Raw genomic sequence first — 19,669 nt, 5'->3', positions numbered from 1 at the left:
CCGGGTCAGCCTCCGAGCCGGCGCGCGAGCGTGCGGGCGGTGGCCCTCACGTCGGCGACCAGCGCGTCGACGAGCGCGGGCGTCTCCTCGGACTTGGGATAGGTCACCGCGACCGCGGCGACCGGGAACCCGGTCGCGTCCAGGACGGGCATCGCGACGGAGGCGAGCCCCTCGGTCACCTCGCCGTCCTCGGTCGCCCATCCCCGGGCGCGGACGTCCACGAGGAGGCGGCGCAGGGTCGAGAGCGACGTCGGGGCCCCCGGTACGCCGAGGGAGAACGCCTCGCGCTCGGCGTACAGCGCCTTGATCTGGGGCTGCGGCAGCGCCGCGAGCATCGCCCGGCCCGACGCCGTGATGACCGCGGGCAGGCGGACGCCGACGTCGGTGACGAGCAGCGGCCGGCCCGCTGCGCGCTCCTCGATCACGTACACGACGTCACGACCGAGCAGCACCGACAGGTGCGCGCTGTTGCGGCACCGGTCGGCCAGTGCCGCCAGCGGACGCCGGGCCAGCCGCTGCAGCGGCTCCTGGCGTGCGTAGCCGCTGCCCAGCTCGTGGGCGGCGACGCCGAGCCCGTAGCGGCGCTCCTCCGGGTAGTGGACCACGAACCCGAAGTCGATCAGCGTGTTGAGCAGGTGGTACGTGGTCGACCGCGGCAGCTGCAGCGAGCGGGCGATCGCGGTCGCCTGCACGGGGCTGGCCTGGCTGGAGAGGTAGCGCAGGATGCCGAGCGTCTGCTCGGCCGCAGGAACAGCCATGTCCCACCTCTCCCCGGAGTCAGGCCAGCGTACCGACGACCGACTCGGCGGCGGCCAGGATCGCGCCGTCGGCGACGAGCGCGACGGCGGCCTCGATCTCCGGCGAGAGCCATCGGTCGGCACCCGGGCCCTGGATGCCGGCCTCACGCAGCCGGCGTACCACCGCGGCGGTGGCAGGCGACGGCTCGAGAGGCGCGCGCAGGTCGAGCGCGCGGGCTGCGGTGAGCACCTCGATGGCGAGGACCCGCGTCAGTCCGTCGACGGACCTCCGCAGCTTGCGGGCGGCGGACCAGCCCATCGAGACGTGGTCCTCCTGCATGGCGCTCGACGGGATGGAGTCGACGGACGCCGGGGCGGCGAGCCGCTTGAGCTCGGAGACGATCGCCGCCTGGGTGTACTGGGCGATCATGTGGCCGCTGTCGACGCCCGGGTCGTCGGCCAGGAACGGCGGCAGGCCGTGGTTGCGGGCCTTGTCGAGGAACCGGTCCGTGCGGCGCTCGGAGATGGACGCGACGTCGGCGGCGACGATCGCGAGGAAGTCGAGCACATAGGCGACCGGCGCTCCGTGGAAGTTGCCGTTGGACTCGACCCGGTCCCCGATGACGACCGGGTTGTCGACGGCACTGGCCAGCTCGCGTCCCGCGACGGCGGCGGCATGGGCCACGGTGTCGCGGGCAGCACCGTGGACCTGGGGGGAGCACCGGAGGGAGTAGGCGTCCTGGACGCGGTTGCAGTCCGGGCCACGGTGGGAGGCGACGACGCCGGAGTCCGCGAGCAGGGCGGTGAGGTTGGCCGCGCTGAGCGCCTGGCCCGGGTGCGGGCGGACCGCCTGGAGCTCCGGGGCGAAGACGCGGTCGGTGCCGAGCTGGCCCTCGACGCTCATGGCGGCCGCGACGTCGGCGGTCGCGAGCAGCATCCGCAGGTCCTCCAGGGCGAGGACCAGCATGCCGAGCATGCCGTCGGTGCCGTTGATGAGGGCCAGCCCCTCCTTCTCCACGAGCTCGACAGGGTCCAGGCCGACGGCACGCAGCGCCTCGGCGGCCGGCATCAGCGTGCCGGCGGCGTCGCGGACCTCGCCCTCACCCATGAGCGCGAGCGCGCAGTGCGAGAGAGGCGCGAGGTCGCCGGAGCAGCCGAGCGAGCCGTACTCCCGGACGACCGGGGTGATCCCGTGGGTGAGGAGTCCCGCGAGGAGCTGCGCGGTCTGCGGTCGTACGCCGGTGTGGCCGGTCGCGAGGGTCGAGAGGCGCAGCAGCATCAGGGCGCGCACGACCTCGCGCTCGACCTCGGGGCCGGACCCCGCGGCGTGGGAACGGACCAGCGAGCGCTGGAGCTGGGCCCGCAGCCCGGGCGCGATGTGGCGCGTGGCGAGGGCGCCGAACCCCGTGGAGACGCCGTACGCCGGCACGGTGGCGCCCGCCAGCTCGTCGATCACGGCGCGGGCGGCCGCGAGGGCCGCGAGTGCCTCGTCGTCGAGCTCGACCGCGGCTCCGTGGCGCGCGACGGCGACGACGTCCCGGAACGAGACGGGGCCTGTGCCGACGGAGACGGTGGTGCGGGGGCGGGCGAGGTCGATCTGCGCGGTCATGGCTCCATTACAGGCGGGCCCAGCGGCCGGGAGAACGGCCCGGATCCACGTGGGGTCTGGGATCCCAGACGTCCGTCGGCGCGCGATACCGTTCACGCGTGCTGATCTCCCACCGCCTCGCCGCGCGTGCCATCCACGCGGCCTGGCGCCGCCTCGAGTTCTGGGGCTCGGTCGCGCCGGGCACCGACAAGGCCGACGAGTTCGGCCGCTTCGGGCGCGGGTCGATGATCACCTTCCCCTACGCGGCGCTCTTCGGCTGCGCGGAGATCCACCTCGGCGAGGACACCCTGATCGGGCGGCACTGCTCGCTCTCCGTCGGCTACGGCGACGACGACCCCTCGCTCCCGCCCCGCGGGCTGGTGATCGGGGACCGCTGCGTGATCGGGCAGCGGGCCACCATCACCGCCCACGAGTCGATCGAGATCGGCGACGACGTGTGGTTCGGCCAGGACGTGTTCGTCTCCGACTCCGGTCACGGCTACCAGGACCCCGACACCCCCATCGGGGTGCAGTGGGGCGAACGCTCCCCCGTCGTGATCGGCGCCGGCTCGTGGGTGGGCCACGGCGCGATCCTGCTCCCTGGTACGCGCCTGGGCCGCAACACGGTGGTCGCCGCCGGCAGCGTCGTGCGCGGCCAGTTCCCCGACCACGCCGTCATCGGCGGCGTGCCTGCCCGGGTGCTGCGCCGCTTCGAACCCGGCCTCGGCTGGGCCCCGGCCAGCGGCGAGGGCGAGGTACGGCCGATCTGGCGTCACGAGGACGTCGAGCGGCTGCTCGACGGCGGCTGAGCCCGGCCGGACGGCTCAGGCGATGACCGACTCGGTGCCGCCGAGGAGGCCGAGGTCGCCCAGCAACGCGTCACGGCGTACGACGAGCTCGCCGACGGTCTCGATGAACCGGCGGGTGCTGTCCCCGACGGCGTTGTCGTCGAAGTAGTGGTGCCGCATCGCGACGCGGGCCAGGTGGTGCGCGTCGTGCTCGAGCCGGTCGGTCACCAGCGCGGTCAGGCCGTCCAGGTTGTCGGAGTCGATCACGTCGGCACAGCGGCTGACCGGGACCTCGAGGCGCAGGCGGTCGGCGTCGTGGTGGCGGTCGGTGATGATGATCGGCTTGTCGGTCTGGAGGTAGAGCCAGTCCAGGCCGACCGACGAGACATCGGTGACCATCGCGTCGCAGCGCGGGAAGACAGCCAGGATGTCGCCGCTGAGCACCGCCTCGTGTCCCGCGGACGGGTCGCGGCGGGCTCCGTCCAGGAGCAGCTCGAGGATCGCCAGGTGGTTGTCGCGGATCGCGGGGGTCTCGCTCGTCGCGACCCGGGGGTGCGGCTTGTAGACGACGCGGGTGTCCGGGACCGCCAGCAGCGAGCGCACGATCTCCGGGCCGAAGAGGTCGACCGAGGTGTAGTCGTTGTACTCGGCGTCGCCCTCCCACGTCGGCGCGTAGAGCACGGTCCGGCGCTCCGATGCGGGGATCACCGGCTCCGGGCGGAGGTCGAGCTGGGGACGTCCGATCCGCACGAGGCGTGACTCGTCGAGCTCCATCAGCGCCGCGCGGTGGCGCTGCACAGCCGCCTCACCGGCGACGAAGACGCGGTCGTAGGCCTTGGCGTTGTTGCTCACCATCGACTGCTTGTCGCTCTCGCCGTGGTTGATGTGCACGTGCAGCATCCGGCCCTGGAGCAGGGAGTTGAAGTTGAACATGCTGTTGTTGCAGTAGACAGCGACCTTCGGGTCGATCTCCGCGTAGAGCTCGGCGAGGTCGTTGAAGCCCGGTGCATCGAAGACCCGCAGGCGCGTGTGCTCGCGCACGATCGCGGCGGTCTCCTCGTTGCGGGTCACGATGGCCGTCGGATGGCTCGCGTCCAGACGCTCCAGCACCGGAAGCCACTGCAGCAGCTGGTAGACGCGGGCCGGGTCGTCGGCGAAGTACGCGATCACATCGGGGGTCTGCACGTCCGAATTTTACGGTCTCCGGAGGGATGCTCCGGACACATGGGACCCCGTCAGCTGCGGATCCTCGTCACGTCCCACTTCTCGCCGCCGTCGGCGCTCCTGGCCACCACGTCGCCACCCACCACGACGGCCGTGTCGGAGTCGGTGTAGACGCCCCAGGGACCGTGCCCCTCCACGCAGTACGCCGACGCGAAGTCCGTGCCCCCGTCGGTCGAGCGCTGCACCTCGACGCCGTCGCACGCGTCGGAGCCGGTCAGGGCGAGCGCGGTGGTGGCCGACACGAAGCCGACCGCCTCGACGTCCCCGTTGTTGCCGAGGATCGACCAGTCGTCGCCAGCGTTCACGGTGCCGAGCAAGCGGCCGTCGGTGCACGCCAGCCGCGCGACCTTGTCGTCCAGCCCGGTGATGGAGCGGGGAGCACACGGCACGTCGACCTGCCCCGACGGCGCGTGGACCTCGGTGGTGTCGTCGGGCACGAGCGACCAGATCGTCGGCACCTCGCCGAGCTTCGTCCACGTGCGGCCGGCGTCGTCGGTCGCGTAGCCGACACGCTTGCAGTCGGTGTCCACACCGACCAGCTGGGCCTGCTGGGCCGACTCCACGTCGATTCCGCCCACGGCGCGGAGCCCGTCGACCTCGCGCGTGATGGTGCCTCCGGCGGAGCCGATCACGGTGATCGACGCCGGACCGTCGGCGTCGCACCCGCGCTGCTCGGACCGCACCGCGAGGCCGTAGCCGGCCCCCACGACCCACGCAGAGCCCGAGGACGCATCCGGCTTCGCCGAGCCGCGCGACGAGGCCGATGCCGAGGCACTGGCCGACGACGTCGGCGCGGCCTTCGTTGCCAGGGACGAGGGCGTGTCCGTGATGACCGACCCCGCCTCCTCGCCGGACGTCGGCAGCGAGTCCGGCTTGAGAGCGATGAGTCCGAGACCGACAGCGAGGACCGCACCCGCGCCCAGCGCGAGATCCGTGTAACGAGGCACGCGGTGAGGCTAGCGCTCCGGAAGGTGTCGTGTGGGCAGGTCGGGGGTACGTCCCGGGAACCGATCCCGAAACCGAGGAGGACCCGTGAACGACGTCGTCGAGCTGATCCTGAAGGACCACCGCGAGGTGGAGCGCCTCTTCGAGCAGCTGCGTACCGACCCGGCGAGCCGGCCGGGCACCCTGCCGGTGCTCACCACGCTGCTCTTCGCCCACAGCCGTGCCGAGGAGGCCGAGGTCTACCCCGCGGTCGCTGACGAGGTGGGCGCCGCCGACCACGTCGCCCACAGCCAGGAGGAGCACGTCGAGGCCGACGAGCTGCTCGCTGCGCTCGCCGAGACCGACCCGGAGGGTGACGACTTCCTCCCGGCCCTCGAGAAGGTCGTCAAGGCGGTCTCGCACCACATCGAGGAAGAGGAGGAGACCGTCCTCGCCGACATGCGCGACGGCCTCACGGTCGAGCGCCTCGCCGAGCTCGGCGACGCCTTCCTCGCGAGCCGCGCCGAGCACCTGGGCGACCAGCCCGAGGACATCACGCGCGACGAGCTGCGCCAGCAGGCCGCGAACATGGACGTACCGCAGCCGCGCGGCGCGACCAAGGAGGAGCTCCAGGAGACCCTGCGGTCGGAGGCCTCGAAGTAGCGGGACGCAGGCGCAGCGGAGGAGGTACTGGCGTGTCGCGGGCCTGAGCCGGTAGCCATGGAGGCACACCGAGGAGGCCTCCGTGGACCGCAGCCCCCAGCTCGAGCTCCGGACGACGACACAGCTGCGTGCCTCCCTGCTCACCTTCCTCTCGCTCCTCCATGTCGGCGCCGCTGACCTGGAGAGCCGGATCACCGCGGCCGTGGCGGCGAACCCGGTGCTCGAGCGGAGGCCCGGCGGGTTCTGCCCCCGATGCGGTCAGTACGCCGTCGGTGGCCGCTGCGCCGCCTGTCGCGTCCTGACCTCGACCGCGATCAGCGAGGAGCGGGCAGCGGCCGCCGACTGGCGCGCGGACCTGGCCGCAGCGGCACGCCTGGAGGCCCCCGCGGGACTGGCCGGCGCGATCGAGCTCGTGGTCGCCTCACTCGACGACCGCGGTCTGCTGTCCGGCCCTGTGGCCCTCGCGCCACCGACGCTGCGGACGGTCGTGGAGATCCTGCGACAGGTCGGTCCGCCCGGCGTCGCGGCGAGCTCCGCGGTCGACTGCGTCCTCGTGCAGGTGGCGGCCCTGTCGGCGGCCGGTCGCCTTCCCGGCTATGCCCCGGAACTCCTCACCGGGCATCTCGAGGCCCTCGCGGCCGGCCGGATCGTCGAGGTCGCCGCCGCCCTCGGCGTCACCCCGGCCGAGGTGGCCGGCGTCCTCGACCGCGTGCGCAGCACGACGACGCCCTACGTGCCCGTCGACGCACCGGCTGCGGCCGTGCCGACCGACGTCGTCTTTCGGCTCACGCCCGCGGGTGCGCGACGGATCACCGCCGTGGTCGTCGACACCGACGGTTACGGCCTGGGCGTGGTGCGAGACCTCGGCGACGGCAGAGCGGAGGCAGCTGCCTGGTTGCGTCCACACCTGCGGGAGGCGCAGCACCTCCTCGACGCGCTCAACGCCCGCGCGACCATGCTGCAGCGGGTCGCCGACGTGCTCGCCGCAGAGCAGGGGGCATGGATCGAGACCGGCCGCGCGCACCGTGCCCTGCGGCGTGCCGACGTCGCACGGACCCTCGGCGTCCATCCGTCCACGGTGGGGCGGGCCGTGGCCGACAAGACCGCGCGCCTCCCCGACGGCCGAACGGTGCCGCTCACCCGGTTCTTCGGTGCCGGCCCGGCCCACCTCGAGCGCGTGGCGGAGGCACTGCGTGCTCATCCGGGTGCGACCGATGCCCAGATCGCCGCGGAGCTGGCCGCGGCCGGGGAGCCCCTCGCCCGGCGCACGGTGGCGAAGTACCGGGCACTGCTGGGCAGCGTGCCGAAGCCGGCTTCGCCGGCGGACTGAGCGCGTCGACCGCAGAGCGAAGGACGCTTCGGCGTACCGACGCCGCCCTGCGCCCGGCAGGGCGTGGCACGCAACTTGCATGGATCAGGTCGAGAGCTTCTTCCGACCGAGAGGGGAACCCCATGCACGACATCGACCGCGCCATGTTCGAGGCCGAACAGGAGGCGTACGAGATCGCTCCGGGCGAGCTCGCGGGCGAGGCCCACGAGGCGTTCGAGGCCCACGAGGCGTTCGAGGCCTCGCACGAGAACGAGGCGCTGGAGATGGAGCTGGCGGCCCGCCTGCTCGAGGTCAACAGCGAAGCCGAGCTCGAGGACTTCCTCGGAGGACTGCTGAGCTCTGCGGCCTCCGCCGCCCGCTCGTTCATCAGCTCGCCGACCGGCCAGGCCCTCGGCGGCGTCCTCAAGGGCGCCGCCCGCCAGGTCCTCCCCCAGGTCGGCGGCATCCTCGGCAACGCCGTGGGCGGTGACCTCGGCCGACGTCTGGGAACCGCGGGCGGCCAGTGGCTGGGCCGGCAGTTCGAGATGGAGGCGCTGTCCCAGGAGGACCGCGAGTTCGAGCTGGCCCGGGCCTTCGTGCGCACGGCGCGCGACGCCACCCGGATCGCCCAGCGCACGGCGTACCTGCCGCCGCAGCAGGCCGCGACGTCGGCGGTCGTCACCGCTGCCCAGCGCAGCCTTCCCGGCCTCGTGCCGGTCATCACCGGCGGCCTCGCGCCCGCCGCGTTCCCACTCGGCGCCCCGCGGCGCTCGAGCGGCCGCTGGATCCGCAGCGGCAACCGGATCGTGCTCATCGGCGCCTGAGCGCCACCACCCACCCACCTGAAGGAGAAGCACCGATGACTGCGTACGAAGCATTCGAGTTCCAGCCCGAGATGCACGAGGCCTTCGAGGCCCACGAGATGCACGAGGTCCACGAGCTGCACGAGGCCCTCGAGATGGAGCTGGCCCAGGAGCTGCTGGAGATCACCAACGAAGCCGAGCTGGAGGAGTTCCTCGGCAAGCTCGTGCGCAGCGTCGCACGCGGCGCCAGCTCGTTCATGAAGTCCGGCATCGGCAAGGCCGTCGGCGGCGTGCTGCGCAACGTCGCCAAGACCGCGCTCCCCATGGTGGGCTCCGCGCTCGGGTCGATGGTCGCCCCGGGCCTCGGGACCGCCATCGGCGGCAAGCTGGGTGGCATGGCCGCCAACCTCCTCGAGGCCGAGGAGCTGGAGTCGATGGGCGAGGCCGAGGCCGAGATGGAGGCGGCGCGCCGCTACGTCCGCTGGGCCTCCGGCACCGTCCGCAACGCCATGCGTGCCCCCTACGGAGCGCCGCCGCGCACCGTCGCGCGCAGCGCCGCGGTCTCTTCCGCACGCCGCTACGCCCCCGCGCTCGTCCGCACCTCGTCGGGTGCCCGCCCGGGCGCCTACCGGAGCCGCCGGTCCGCGTCGTGGGGCCGCTCGCCGTGGTCGCCGTCGTACGGGAGCCCGTCGTACGCCTTCCCGTCCTATGCCGCGCCGTCCGCCGGCCAGGGCTGGGCGCCGCAGCAGGGAGGCGGCTGCTCGTGCGGCGGACGCGGCTTCGCACCGGCCGCAGGCGACTTCGAGCCGTTCGACGGTGGCGACGCGGGCGACCTCTTCGAGTCGCACGAGAGCCACGAGGCGAACGAGGCGCAGGAGGTCGGCTTCGGGGCGGGGCGCTGGTACCGCCGGGGCAACAACATCGTGATCCACGGGGTCTGAGGAGCAACCCCATGGACGTACGCCGCCAGAGCAGCGCCCTGCTCGACCTCGAGGCGCGGGCCCTGCTGTCCCGCCTGGACCAGATCCGGCCCATCGCACTCCACGAGACGATGGTCCCGGCTGCGTGCCTGCCGCCTCGGGCGAGCCTCGACATCGAACGGTTCCTGCACACCGGCCGTCAGGTGCTGCGCAACCAGGTGCGGGAGTACCTCGCCTGGCTGCGCGGACCCGGCCGGACGGCGACGCCCGAGCAGCAGCAGTACCGCTTCGTGCTCATCCGCATGCGGTTCAACGCCATCCTCAGCCAGTTCGACATGTTCACCGAGGTCGTGACCCAGCGCAGCGAGTACCGCACCGGGGTCTGGCTCGCCGGGCTCGACGTCGTCGCGGCGGACGCGCTGGTGACCAACCCGTACATCACCGATCCTCCACCCCTGGTCTGCTACCTCGCCCGGGGGCCCGGCGCCGCGATCCGGCGGGCGAAGACCAAGATGCCCGGTGGCGACCTGAGTCCCGCCGGCATCATCCGGGTCCCCCGTGAGCGGATGGTGGGGCACGGCATCGCCTCCTCGCTCGTGCACGAGGTCGGCCACCAGGGCGCCGCCCTGCTGGACCTCGTGCCGTCGCTCCGCAAGGAGCTGGCCGGCCACCGGGCGCGGGCCGGTGCGTCCGCCCCGGTGTGGAAGAACTGGGAGAACTGGATCTCGGAGATCGTCGCCGACTTCTGGTCGGTCGCCACCCTCGGGATCTCCTCGACCCTGGGCCTCCTGGCGGTGGTGAGCCTCCCTCGCTTCTTCGTGTTCCGCCCCTCCGGGGACGACCCGCACCCGATCCCGTACGTGCGTGTCCTGCTGAGCTGCGCGATCGGCCAGGAGCTCTACCCGCACCCGCAGTGGGCCGACATGGCGCGGACGTGGAAGGCGCTGTACCCGGTCACGTCCCTGCCACCCGAACGGCAGCGGGAGTTCGCGCTCATCGAAGCCGGGATCCCGGCCTTCGTGAAGGTACTGGTGAACCACCGCCCCGCCTCGCTGAAGGGACGCCCCCTTCGGGAGACCTTCCCCCTCGCCGAGCGGCAACCGGCCCGGCTGCTCGCGCTCCACCAGGCCTGGAAGGGAGACCTCGGGGTCATGGCCCGCCAACGCCCCGCGCTCGTCTTCGCGGTCATCGGCCAGGCGCGAGCCGCCGGCCGGATCGACCCCGAGGCCGAGACGCAGCTCGTCTCCGCGCTGCTCCGCGCATGGGCACTGCGGAGCAGCCTGAGCACCGCCGAGAACGTCACCACCCACCGACGCGCCCTCCAGCGCGCATCTTGAGAAGGAGTCACCATGTCCAACCAGATCAGGCCGGTCAGCCGGGCCTTCGAGCCGGACGACGCTGTCGTGATCGAGATCGCGATCGAGTCGGCGGTGTCGGCCTTCACCTATGCCGTCTTCGCGACGGACGAGACCGACGAGGAGGTGCTGGTCACCGCAGGCTGGCGGCCCAAGTCGCCGACCTCCACCCGGCGCCCCGCCTCGGAACACTCGATCACCCTCGACCCCGTGCCGGAGGGCGACTACGCGGTCCGGCTCTACAACGGCCGCCCGGAAGGCGCCCAGTCACCGGACGACGTGGCGTTCCTCGACTTCGTCCAGACCGCGCAGGTGCTCGACGAGGATGCCTTCAGCGTGGCCGAGAACGTCCCGGCGGGCATCGGCGCCGAGGCAGCCGACGCCGGCGAGCCCCTGCGCATCTCGCTAGTGCGCGACGGTGTGACCACCACGGCCAGCCGGCCCTCGGCGGTGACCTACCTGGGCTTCCGGGAGTACCTGCGGTCCCACGGGTTCACCTACGACTTCCCGACATTCGGCGGAGCCCAGTACGTCGAGCTCCGCAACGCCGCCCGCAGCTACGTCACCGACGCCTCGCACCTCACCGCCTATGACGACCTCATCCCCGCCGGCTACCTCGCGGCGAAGGAGGCAGAGGCCGGCATCGCGGCGACCGGCGGCCAGGACGCGCGCGAGATCGACGAGCTGGTGGTCGGCGACCGCGCCGTGTACCTCCGGAAGACCGTCGAGCGGTCCCGGGATCGTGTGCCCGGCGTCGAGCTGATCTGGAACTACTGGCTCGAGGAGGGCATGCTCGTGCAGACCCTCAACGTGATCCTGGCGCGCTTCCAGAACCGCCGCCTGCCGGGACGGGACCCGCTCGTCCGCTTCGACGTCACTCCCCTGCTGCCGCTGCGCAACAAGCTGTGGGGCTTCGCGGAGGACGAGGTCCACCGGATGACGATCCGGCGCCGTGCGCTGGAGTACAAGTACGAGCTCGGCTTCGACCTGATCGGCCGCGCCGTCCCCCGCGGCGGCGTCGAGGTCGAGCGGCGCAGCGGCTTCCTGCCCGCCTTCCACCAGGTGCTGTTCCTCGCGCACCAGTACTTCAAGGAGCTCGACGACCTGACCATCCAGGCCGACTCGTTCCCCCTGTACCGGGCGCTGCGTGACTGCCACATCGTGCTCAGCCAGGGCAGCCAGAACCAGTACGGAGAGATGGCCGTCGCCGCACGGGCGGAGTTCCTCGTGATGCAGGACATCCTCGCCGAGCCGCAGATGCGCGAGTTCCTCGGCGGTCGGCCGATGACGCCGTACCCCGAGCCCTGGATGGACCGCGTCGACTCGATGAAGGCGATCCAGGGGTGGACGGACACGAGCATCATGCACTTCCACGACCTCGCCTCGATCGGCGAGCAGCTCGTCCTCACCATCCGCCTCGGCAACTGGGTCGGCACCAGCGACGGCACCGGCGATGCCGCGACGTGGGCGAAGGCCCTGCGCGGCAGCATCCAGCAGTACGCAGCGGCGTACCGCACCGCGACGGGCGTGGACCTGGCCCGTGAGGCCAACGCCGAGATGCCCTCGACCCTGCTGGCGCGGAAGCTCGCCGGGAACCGGATCCGTGCCTGATGTCGATCTCACCTCCGGGCACTTCCTCGGGCTGAGGCCCGCCGCCGTGGCGGCCGGCCCGCTGACCACCGGCCGCCCGGCCGTGGTCGGCGAGCCGGCCCTCCACACCCACGTGGCTGCTCGTCTCGCCCGGACCGTCGGCGTCGCCGACGCGGTCCTGGCGCGCTCCAGCCTCCACGCGCTCATCGACGCCCTGTCGACCGCCCCCAGCGGCGCGGCGCTCCTCGTCGACGAGGCGATCTACCCCGTCGGTCGCTGGGCAGCCGACGCCGCCGTCGGATCCGGCACCTGCGAAGGAGGCACCGTGCTCACCTTCCGGCACCAGGACGTGCGCGACGCCGCACGCGTGGCTCGTCGCGCCGGACGCCCTGTCGTGGTGGTGACCGACGGGCTGTGCGGCTCCTGCCTCCGTCCCGCCCCGCTCGCCGACCTGGCCGCTGTCGCCGCGCGTCACGGCGGGCACCTCGTCGTCGACGACTCGCTCGCTGCCGGCCTCGGGCCCGGCGGCGCAGGGACGGCGGGCTGGCTCGCGCCCGCCCCGGAGCGCATGCTCGTGGCGGCCTCGCTCGCCAAGGGGTACGCCGCACCCGTCGCCGCGGTCCTCGGGCCGGCCGACCTGGTGACGCGACTCCGGCGGGACGGTCCCACCCGGACGCACAGCAGCCCGGCGTCGGCGTGCGACGTCGATGCCCTGCGCCAGGCACTGGCCGACCCGACGACACCGGGCCGCCGGCGCCGGCTCGGAAGTCATGTCCAGCGGGTCCGGTCCACCTTCGTCCGGCTGGGCCTGGCACCGCTCGGCGTCCCCTTCGCCGTGGTGTGCACCGAGGGTGGCCGCGTCGACCCGCTCGAGCTGCAGCGACGCCTCGCGAGCCTGGGCGTCCGGACGCTGGCGACGCGCGGCCGCTGCACCGGACGGCCGACGCTGACCCTCTGCCTGCGGGCGGACCTCGGCCCGGGCGAGCTCGACCGCCTCGACCGTGCCCTGACGCGCGCCGTCGGCGAGGTGGCGGCATGAGCAACCTGGTGATCGACGCCCACGTGCACATCGGCACGGGCGACGGGCTGCGCGGCCCCTGGGACACGCGGGCCTCCCTGGCGACGTACCTCGCCCGGGCGCGGCCGGCCGGCATCCGGGGCGCGGTCATCATGGCGCCCCTCACCTCGGACTATCCCCGGGCGAACGCAGAGGTCGCCCGACTCCTGCGGCAGCACCGGGGGCTGCTCGGGTACCTGTTCGTCAACGCCCGTACCGAGGCCGGCCAGGTGGGTGAACGGGTGGCCACGGCCGTGCTCCGGGACGGGTTCTGCGGCCTGAAGGTGCACGCGCACGACGCCCGCATCACCCGCGAGGTCGCCGAGGCGGCGCGGCGCTGGCACCTGCCCGTGCTGTACGACCCCGCCGGTGACACGGCCACGGTCGAGATGGTCGTGCGGTCCTATCCCGACGTCGCGTGGGTGGTCCCGCACCTCTCGTCGTTCGCCGACGACTGGAAGGCGCAGTGCGCGTTCGTCGACCAGCTGGTGCGGCTCCCGAACCTCTTCACCGACACCTCGGGGGTGCGGTACTTCGACCTGCTGGAGGACGCGGCGCGGCGAGCGGGCCCGGGCAAGATCCTCTTCGGCAGCGACGGGCCCTTCCTGCATCCCGCGGTCGAGCTGGCCAAGGCCCGTGCCCTCCCGTTCGACGCGGCCGGTCAGGCCCAGGTGCTGGCGGGCAACGTCCTGCGGCTGACGGCGCCGGCCCGGAGCAGGTTCCGTGCACGGCGTGTGGCTCTCCGGGCCGGAGCAGCACGATGACGACCCTCACGCCGCAACGCGCCGACATCGCGGGGGCCGTCCGCGCGCTGGCGCCCCAGCTGCTCTCCCTCTCGCACGACCTGCACGACCATCCCGAGCTCGCCTGGCGCGAGCACCGCTCGAGCGCCGTCCTGGCCAGCACCCTCGAGCGGGCAGGTCTGGCAGTCAGCCGGGGTGCCCACGGCCTGCCGACCGCCTTCGTAGCGCACGCCGGGACGCGCGGTCCCCTGGTCGTCCTCTGCTGCGAGTACGACGCGCTGCCGGGTCTGGGCCACGGCTGCGGCCACAACGTCATCGCCAGCGCCGCCGCCGGTGCCGGCGCCGTGCTCGCACCGCTCGCTGCGCGGCGGGGCGGCCGGGTCGTGGTCCTGGGTACGCCGGCGGAGGAGGGCGGTGGCGGCAAGATCGAGCTGCTGGCCCGGGGCGCCTTCGACGGGGCCGCCGCGGCACTGCTCGCGCATCCGGGTCCGAACGACCAGGTCCGCGCCACCTTCCGCGCCGCGGCGTCGTGGCGCGTGGCCTTCCGGGGGCGGGCAGCCCACGCCGCAATGGCACCCGAGCAGGGCCGCAACGCCCTCGACGCCGCCCTGCTCGCCTACGACGCGCTGCGGGCGGCCCGGCCGACACTCGCCTTCGGTGACCAGGTCACCGCCGTCCTCACCGAGGGCGGCAGAGCCCCGAACGTCGTGCCTGACCGTGCGCTGCTGCGGGTGATGACCCGCGCGGCGGAGGCACGCAGGCTGCCCGCCCTCGCCGCCGTCGTACGCCGTGCGGCTGATGCCGGCGCGCTCGCCACCGGCTGCTCCGTGGCGGTCCGGCCCGACGGCCCGACCTATCGCGAGGTGCGCAGCGACCCGTGGCTGGCGTCCCGGGCCGAGGTCCACCTGCGGAGCCTCGGCCGCCATCCGTTGCCGCCGCGCGAGTCCGACGTCCTGACCGCGGGAAGCACGGACCTGGGCAACGTCAGCCACCTCGTGCCCGCACTGCACCCCAAGCTCGGCATCGGTGCCGTCCCCCAGCACTCGGCCGAGTTCGCACGCGCCGCCGTCTCCCCCGCAGGCGACCGCGCCGTCCTCGACGGTGCGGCCCTGCTGGCACACCTGACCCTCGACATCTGGAACCGGACCTGAGGAGCCGACATGACAACGTCCACGCAGCGATTCCTGCCCACTCCAGCGGGGGCGCCCAACCGCTCCCGGGACCCGTTCCCCCAGGCCAAGGTGATCGGCGAGATCAAGCCCCACACCAGCTCGGGGATCTCCGCCGGCGTCGCACAGCTGCGCAGGCGGCTGCTTGCGGTGTCACCGGCCCAGCGCATCGCGATCCGCCCCCAACTCGTGACCTATCGCGCCTCGGCACGCGACGGCTACTACGAGGTGCTCGCACCCGACTCCACCCTCCTGAAGCAGTGGGCGCTCACTGGCGTGAAGCCGGCAGGCATCCCCTGGTACAGCCTCGGCGAGTTCTACTTCGCCGAGGCGCTGCAGACGATCCAGCGCCGTGACTGTCCCTCCCTGCTCGGCGGGCTCATCGAGCGACGTGTCCGCTCGCACTACGCGGCCCGCATCGGCATCCCCCCGCTTGCGCTCAAGTCGTCGGCCGCCCACGGGCCCGACTTCCAGCACGAGCTCGCGGAGTTCCTCCACGAGCTCGCGACCGAGCTCGAGCTGGAGGCGCGGTACGGCAGCTAGTGATCCGTCGGCTGGCGCTGCCTGGGCACCTGCTTCCGCAGCTGGATCGCCCGGTCGGTCACGCCGAGCGCCGCGGCGGCGCGTCGCGCGTTGCCGCCGTGCTCGGCCAGCGCCAGATCGACGGCGAGGTCTCCGACCATCGCCTTCATCTCGCTCAGCCCGACACCGCAGCGCAGGCAGGCGCGAACTGCGGCCTCCAGCGGCGGCTGGAACCCGTGCGGTACGTCGGCGTCGGCGGCGGGCCAGTAGCGGGCCGGGATCTCACCCGGCGTCACGGGCCCGGGACCGGCGTGGTGCGCGGCGACGGCGAAGGCGAGCTGGCGCAGCTCACGGAGGTTGCCCGGGAAGGCCCGTGCCTGCAGCAGCGCCGACACCGCCGGGGCGAGGTCCGGTTCGGCACCGCAGGAGGCCTCCCGCAGGAAGTGGCGGAAGAGTGGCTCGATGTCGTCCGGGCGCTCTCGCAGCGCCGGCAGCCGCACGACGCCCGAGGCGATGCGGTGGAAGAGGTCGCTCCGGAAGCGCCCCGCTGCCTGCTCGGCGGCGAGGTCGCGGTTGGTCGCGCTCACCAGCCTGAACGACGTCCGCGCCCACACGTCGCCGCCGACCCGCTTGTAGGTCCCCTCCTGCACGACACGCAGGAGCTCGGCCTGCAGGCCCAGCGGCAGGTCGCCGATCTCGTCGAGGAAGAGGGTGCCGCCATCCGCGGCGGCGAACGCCCCGGCGCGGGCCCGGTCGGCACCCGTGAAGGCGCCCTTCTCGTGGCCGAACAGCTCGCTGCCCGAGAGCGAGGGCACGATCGTCGTGCAGTCGAGCACCACCAGCTCCCCCGCCGCCCGGCCGACGGCGTGCACGAGGCGGGCAGCAAGCTCCTTGCCGGTGCCGGTCTCCCCGATGACGAGGATCGGGCCGGACCCGAACAGCGCCAGCTCGACGAGCTCGGTCAGCGCGGCCCTGAGCTCCGGGCTCGAGCCCACGATCAGGTCCGTCACGGCAGGCGAGGCGACGACCTCGTCGACCGCCTTCCACCGCTGGATCCGGCGTACGACGGCCTCGGCCGCCTCGGGCCCCACCCAGCTGATGACGTCCGACGCCCCGCCCCGGACCAGGGCCCAGACCTGTGGCGTGGTCGCGGTGCACGGCGTGACGACGAGCAGCCTCCGGCCCGGCTCGGGCCGGAGCGGCACACCCTGCGCCGGGTCGTGGAGCGCGACGACGTACCCGTCGCCGGCTCCGGAGAGCCCCGCATCGTCGAGGGCCCGGCAGAGCTCTGCCGCCTCGACTGCACCTGGGTGTCCGATGATCGTTGCCACGCCGCCCCGAATCCGGTGGTGGTCCCCGTCCACGTCACGGCATCGCGCCGCTCCCACGAGAATGGCAGCGCCGGTCCCCGGGGCCCCAATAGCCCGTTCGGGTGATCAATGGCGCTCTCCGCTATCGAGGAAGATGCAACCAATCAGCGCTTGTGCGTGCCCTTCCGCTTCTCGCGCGGCTGCACCTTGATCTCGATCGGCGTTCCGACGAAGCCGAACTCCTCGCGGAGGCGACGCTCGATGAAGCGCTCGTAGCCGGCGTCGAGCTTGCCGGTCGTGAAGAGCTTGAACGTCGGGTGGGCGACGGAGACCTGCGAGCCGAAGAGGATGCGGGGCTGCTTGCCACCGCGGACCGGGTGCGGGTGCTCCTGCACGAGGCGGCCGAGGAAGGCGTTGAACGTGCCGGTGGAGATCCGGGTCTCCCAGCCCTCGAGGGCCTTGTCGAGCGCGGGCACGATGCGGTCGATGTGCCAGCCGGTGCGCGCGGTGATGTTGATCCGCGGCGCCCACTGGACCTGCACGAGCTCGCGCTCGATCTCGCGGTCGAGGTAGTAGCGGCGCTCCTCGTCGACCAGGTCCCACTTGTTGAAGGCGATGACCAGCGCCTTGCCCATCTCCCGGACCATCTGGATGATCCGGACGTCCTGCTCGGCGATGCTCTGCTCGGCGTCCAGCACCAGGATGCAGACCTCGGCCCGCTCGATCGCGGTGGCCGTGCGCAGGCTGGCGTAGTACTCGTGGCCCGAGGCCTCCTTGACCCGCTTGCGGATACCCGCGGTGTCGATGAAGCGCCACTCGCGCCCGCCGAACTCGACCAGCTCGTCGACCGGGTCGACCGTGGTGCCGGCGGCGTTGTCGACGACGACGCGGTTCTCGCCGGCGAGCTTGTTGAGCAGCGACGACTTGCCGACGTTGGGGCGACCGACGATCGCGATGCGGCGGGGGCCGCCGACCTCCTTGCCCTCGCGCTCGGGCGGCGGCTCGGGAAGCTTCTCCAGGACGACGTCGAGCAGGTCACCGGTGCCGCGGCCGTGGGCGGCGGAGATCGGGTAGGGCTCGCCCAGGCCGAGGTTCCACAGCGAGTAGGCCTCGGCCTCCAGGGCCAGGTTGTCGACCTTGTTGGCCGCGAGGATGACCGGCTTCTTCGCCTGGCGGAGGATCTTGACGACTGCCTCGTCGTCGTCGGTGATGCCGACCGTGGCGTCGACGACGAAGAGCACCGCGTCGGCGAGGCGGACCGCGATCTCGGCCTGGGCGGCGATGTTGAGCGCCAGGCCCTCGGCGTCCGGGATCCAGCCGCCGGTGTCGACGACGGTGAACGCGCGGCCGTTCCAGCTGGCGTCGTACGGGACGCGGTCGCGGGTGACGCCCGGACGGTCCTCGACGACGGCCTCGCGACGGCCGATGATCCGGTTGACCAGCGTCGACTTGCCGACATTGGGGCGGCCCACGACCGCGAGGACCGGAACGGGGCCGGTCTCCTCGTCGTCGCCGAAGCCTGCGGGGAGGGTCGCGCCGGTGTAGTCGTCGCTCATGCGTGGTCGTCCTGTTCAGCTGGAAGGGTGCCGGGAAGTTCCCGCCCGGTGAGGACCTTCGCGTCCTCGAGCGCAGCCAGGAGGTGGCTGCGCAGCGACACCGTGGCCGACCCGACCTGTTCCTGGGTCCGCGGCCACGACACCGCCTGCAAACGGTACGGGGCTCCGAAGACCATGTCCACGCGAGCGCCCTTCGGGGGAAGGCTCTCCGAACCCGCTCCGCGCTCCCGCGTGCCGAACAGCGTGACGGGAACCACGGGCGCACCCGTCACCAGCGCCAGGTACGCCGCTCCCCCGTGGACCTCCTCGAACTCCCCCGCCCCACGCGCACCCTCGGGGAAGATGCCGACGACGCCCCCGCGGGCGAGCACCGCCAGGCACGAGCGGACAGCCGCCGGGTCCGGGTGCGTCCGGTCGACCGGGATCTGACCGGCCGCCCGCAGGAAGGGCGACATCGGACCGGCGAACAGCTCACGCTTGGCCAGCGCGTGCACGGGCCGAGGGGCGAACGTCGCCAGCAGCGGGCCGTCGAGGAAGCCGACGTGGTTGCTGGCCAGGACCACCGGGCCGGACGACGGCACCCGGGCCGCGCCGTGCAGGTGCACGTCGTACCGGCGCCGGACGAGCCACCGCGCCGCGGGTCGCGCTCCGCGCAGCAGCCCGGTGCGCGGGACGACGGCCCCTGCGCTCATGCGGGAGCCATCAGGCGGTCGCGGCCTCGACGAGCGCCACGACCTGCCCGATCACCTCGTCGAGGGTGAACGGCGTGGTGTCGATGTGGTGCGCACCCTCGGGCATGGTGAGCGGCGCCGTGGCCCGGCTGGAGTCGATCTTGTCGCGGGCGAGGAGGCTCGCCTCCACGGCAGCCGCGTCGGTGCCGCCCTCCTCGAGTGCCCGGCGAGCCGCCCGGGCCGCCGGATCGGCGGTCATGTACACCTTCACCGGCGCATCGGGCGCGACGACGGAACCGATGTCACGGCCCTCCACGACGATGCCGCCGGCGCCGATGATCTCGCGCTGCAGCTGCAGCAGGCGGGCACGCACCTCGGGCACCGCCGAGACCGGGCTGACCGCACCGGTCACGGCCTCGCCGCGGATCGCCTCGGCCACGTCGGTGCCGTCGACCGTGATGGTGGGCGCGAGCGGGTCCGTACCGGAGACGATGGCGGGCTTGTCCGCCAGCGCGGCGATCGCCGCGGCGTCGGTCAGGTCGACACCCTGCTCCAGCATGAACCAGGTCATCGCACGGAACATGGCGCCCGTGTCGAGGTAGCGCAGACCGAGCCGGTCGGCGACGCCACGCGACGTGCTCGACTTGCCCGAGCCGGAGGGCCCGTCCATGGCGACGACGATGGTGGCGAGGGTGGGGGCGCTGCTCATGAGCCCGGAGCCTACTGCTCCGGCACCCCCG

Annotated in this window: 19 protein-coding genes; 11 read left to right on the top strand and 8 right to left on the bottom strand. The window is 73.1% G+C overall.

Annotated features, from left to right (window positions below; translation table 11 throughout):
- Window positions 1–5 precede the first annotated feature (5 nt).
- Complete coding sequence (locus Q5722_RS00210) at window positions 6–758, bottom strand: IclR family transcriptional regulator (protein WP_305026204.1); 753 nt, start codon at window positions 756–758, stop codon at window positions 6–8.
- Window positions 759–777: 19 nt separating this feature from the next.
- Complete coding sequence (hutH, locus tag Q5722_RS00205) at window positions 778–2,346, bottom strand: histidine ammonia-lyase (protein ID WP_305026203.1); 1,569 nt, start codon at window positions 2,344–2,346, stop codon at window positions 778–780.
- A gap of 98 nt (window positions 2,347–2,444) precedes the next feature.
- Between hutH and Q5722_RS00200 the strand changes: the two genes are divergently transcribed.
- Complete coding sequence (locus Q5722_RS00200; protein WP_305026202.1) at window positions 2,445–3,134, top strand: acyltransferase; 690 nt, start codon at window positions 2,445–2,447, stop codon at window positions 3,132–3,134.
- Window positions 3,135–3,149: 15 nt separating this feature from the next.
- Here Q5722_RS00200 and Q5722_RS00195 read toward each other — a convergent pair whose 3' ends face one another.
- Window positions 3,150–4,298, bottom strand: coding sequence for a CDP-glycerol glycerophosphotransferase family protein (locus tag Q5722_RS00195; protein ID WP_305026201.1), 1,149 nt, complete (start codon window positions 4,296–4,298; stop codon window positions 3,150–3,152).
- Between the two features lie 50 nt (window positions 4,299–4,348).
- Window positions 4,349–5,284: a hypothetical protein gene (locus Q5722_RS00190; RefSeq protein WP_305026200.1), complete on the bottom strand. Its 936-nt coding sequence runs from the start codon at window positions 5,282–5,284 to the stop codon at window positions 4,349–4,351.
- Between the two features lie 85 nt (window positions 5,285–5,369).
- Here Q5722_RS00190 and Q5722_RS00185 point away from each other — a divergent pair, with 85 nt between their 5' ends.
- From Q5722_RS00185 to Q5722_RS00140, 10 genes are all read left to right on the top strand, one after another.
- On the top strand, window positions 5,370–5,924 hold the full coding sequence (locus Q5722_RS00185; protein ID WP_305026199.1) for a hemerythrin domain-containing protein: 555 nt from the start codon (window positions 5,370–5,372) through the stop codon (window positions 5,922–5,924).
- Window positions 5,925–6,006: 82 nt separating this feature from the next.
- Complete coding sequence (locus Q5722_RS00180; protein ID WP_305026198.1) at window positions 6,007–7,254, top strand: RNA polymerase factor sigma-54; 1,248 nt, start codon at window positions 6,007–6,009, stop codon at window positions 7,252–7,254.
- 122 nt (window positions 7,255–7,376) lie between these two features.
- The gene (locus tag Q5722_RS00175) at window positions 7,377–8,057 is read left to right on the top strand and encodes a hypothetical protein (RefSeq protein WP_305026197.1); all 681 of its coding nucleotides are present in this window, start codon (window positions 7,377–7,379) and stop codon (window positions 8,055–8,057) included.
- Window positions 8,058–8,092: 35 nt separating this feature from the next.
- Window positions 8,093–8,977, top strand: coding sequence for a hypothetical protein (locus Q5722_RS00170; RefSeq protein ID WP_305026196.1), 885 nt, complete (start codon window positions 8,093–8,095; stop codon window positions 8,975–8,977).
- An 11-nt stretch (window positions 8,978–8,988) separates the two neighbouring features.
- Window positions 8,989–10,293 carry a hypothetical protein gene (locus Q5722_RS00165; protein WP_305026195.1) on the top strand — a complete coding sequence of 435 codons (1,305 nt, stop codon included), beginning with the start codon at window positions 8,989–8,991 and terminating at the stop codon, window positions 10,291–10,293.
- A 12-nt stretch (window positions 10,294–10,305) separates the two neighbouring features.
- The gene (locus Q5722_RS00160) at window positions 10,306–11,922 is read left to right on the top strand and encodes a hypothetical protein (RefSeq protein WP_305026194.1); all 1,617 of its coding nucleotides are present in this window, start codon (window positions 10,306–10,308) and stop codon (window positions 11,920–11,922) included.
- The gene (locus Q5722_RS00155; protein WP_305026193.1) at window positions 11,915–12,940 is read left to right on the top strand and encodes an aminotransferase class I/II-fold pyridoxal phosphate-dependent enzyme; all 1,026 of its coding nucleotides are present in this window, start codon (window positions 11,915–11,917) and stop codon (window positions 12,938–12,940) included. The genes Q5722_RS00160 and Q5722_RS00155 overlap by 8 nt, the downstream gene beginning before the upstream one ends.
- Window positions 12,937–13,722, top strand: coding sequence for an amidohydrolase family protein (locus Q5722_RS00150; RefSeq protein WP_305026192.1), 786 nt, complete (start codon window positions 12,937–12,939; stop codon window positions 13,720–13,722). The genes Q5722_RS00155 and Q5722_RS00150 overlap by 4 nt, the downstream gene beginning before the upstream one ends.
- Window positions 13,719–14,852: an amidohydrolase gene (locus Q5722_RS00145; protein WP_305026191.1), complete on the top strand. Its 1,134-nt coding sequence runs from the start codon at window positions 13,719–13,721 to the stop codon at window positions 14,850–14,852. The genes Q5722_RS00150 and Q5722_RS00145 overlap by 4 nt, the downstream gene beginning before the upstream one ends.
- A 9-nt stretch (window positions 14,853–14,861) precedes the next feature.
- On the top strand, window positions 14,862–15,413 hold the full coding sequence (locus Q5722_RS00140) for a hypothetical protein (protein ID WP_305026190.1): 552 nt from the start codon (window positions 14,862–14,864) through the stop codon (window positions 15,411–15,413).
- Here the strand turns inward: Q5722_RS00140 and Q5722_RS00135 are convergent.
- The 4 genes from Q5722_RS00135 to cmk all read right to left on the bottom strand — a co-directional run bounded on the left by Q5722_RS00135 (window position 15,410) and on the right by cmk (window position 19,638).
- Window positions 15,410–16,723 carry a sigma-54-dependent transcriptional regulator gene (locus tag Q5722_RS00135; protein ID WP_305026189.1) on the bottom strand — a complete coding sequence of 438 codons (1,314 nt, stop codon included), beginning with the start codon at window positions 16,721–16,723 and terminating at the stop codon, window positions 15,410–15,412. The two genes, Q5722_RS00140 and Q5722_RS00135, sit on opposite strands and share 4 nt — an antisense overlap.
- 143 nt (window positions 16,724–16,866) lie before the next feature.
- Entirely contained in the window at window positions 16,867–18,258 is a 1,392-nt protein-coding gene (der, locus tag Q5722_RS00130; RefSeq protein WP_305026188.1) for a ribosome biogenesis GTPase Der, read from the bottom strand.
- Entirely contained in the window at window positions 18,255–18,950 is a 696-nt protein-coding gene (locus Q5722_RS00125; protein ID WP_305026187.1) for a lysophospholipid acyltransferase family protein, read from the bottom strand. The genes der and Q5722_RS00125 overlap by 4 nt, the downstream gene beginning before the upstream one ends.
- Window positions 18,951–18,960: 10 nt before the next feature.
- A complete protein-coding gene (gene cmk, locus Q5722_RS00120) occupies window positions 18,961–19,638 on the bottom strand; it encodes a (d)CMP kinase (protein ID WP_305026186.1) in 678 nt (225 codons plus the stop codon).
- Between the last annotated feature and the right edge of the window lie 31 nt (window positions 19,639–19,669).

This window comes from Nocardioides jiangxiensis (assembly GCF_030580915.1).
Classification (GTDB): Bacteria; Actinomycetota; Actinomycetes; order Propionibacteriales; family Nocardioidaceae; genus Nocardioides; species Nocardioides jiangxiensis.
This window is presented reverse-complemented; position numbering and strand designations above follow the sequence as displayed.

Excerpts from the sequence above, each read along its gene's own strand:
- hutH (WP_305026203.1), bottom strand. The coding sequence starts at position 2,346 with ATGACCGCGCAGATCGACCTCGCCCGCCCCCGCACCACCGTCTCCGTC.
- cmk (WP_305026186.1), bottom strand. The coding sequence starts at position 19,638 with ATGAGCAGCGCCCCCACCCTCGCCACCATCGTCGTCGCCATGGACGGG.
- Q5722_RS00125 (WP_305026187.1), bottom strand. The coding sequence starts at position 18,950 with ATGAGCGCAGGGGCCGTCGTCCCGCGCACCGGGCTGCTGCGCGGAGCG.
- Q5722_RS00145 (WP_305026191.1), top strand. The coding sequence starts at position 13,719 with ATGACGACCCTCACGCCGCAACGCGCCGACATCGCGGGGGCCGTCCGC.
- Q5722_RS00175 (WP_305026197.1), top strand. The coding sequence starts at position 7,377 with ATGCACGACATCGACCGCGCCATGTTCGAGGCCGAACAGGAGGCGTAC.
- Q5722_RS00170 (WP_305026196.1), top strand. The coding sequence starts at position 8,093 with ATGACTGCGTACGAAGCATTCGAGTTCCAGCCCGAGATGCACGAGGCC.
- Q5722_RS00140 (WP_305026190.1), top strand. The coding sequence starts at position 14,862 with ATGACAACGTCCACGCAGCGATTCCTGCCCACTCCAGCGGGGGCGCCC.
- der (WP_305026188.1), bottom strand. The coding sequence starts at position 18,258 with ATGAGCGACGACTACACCGGCGCGACCCTCCCCGCAGGCTTCGGCGAC.
- Q5722_RS00160 (WP_305026194.1), top strand. The coding sequence starts at position 10,306 with ATGTCCAACCAGATCAGGCCGGTCAGCCGGGCCTTCGAGCCGGACGAC.
- Q5722_RS00165 (WP_305026195.1), top strand. The coding sequence starts at position 8,989 with ATGGACGTACGCCGCCAGAGCAGCGCCCTGCTCGACCTCGAGGCGCGG.
- Q5722_RS00150 (WP_305026192.1), top strand. The coding sequence starts at position 12,937 with ATGAGCAACCTGGTGATCGACGCCCACGTGCACATCGGCACGGGCGAC.
- Q5722_RS00210 (WP_305026204.1), bottom strand. The coding sequence starts at position 758 with ATGGCTGTTCCTGCGGCCGAGCAGACGCTCGGCATCCTGCGCTACCTC.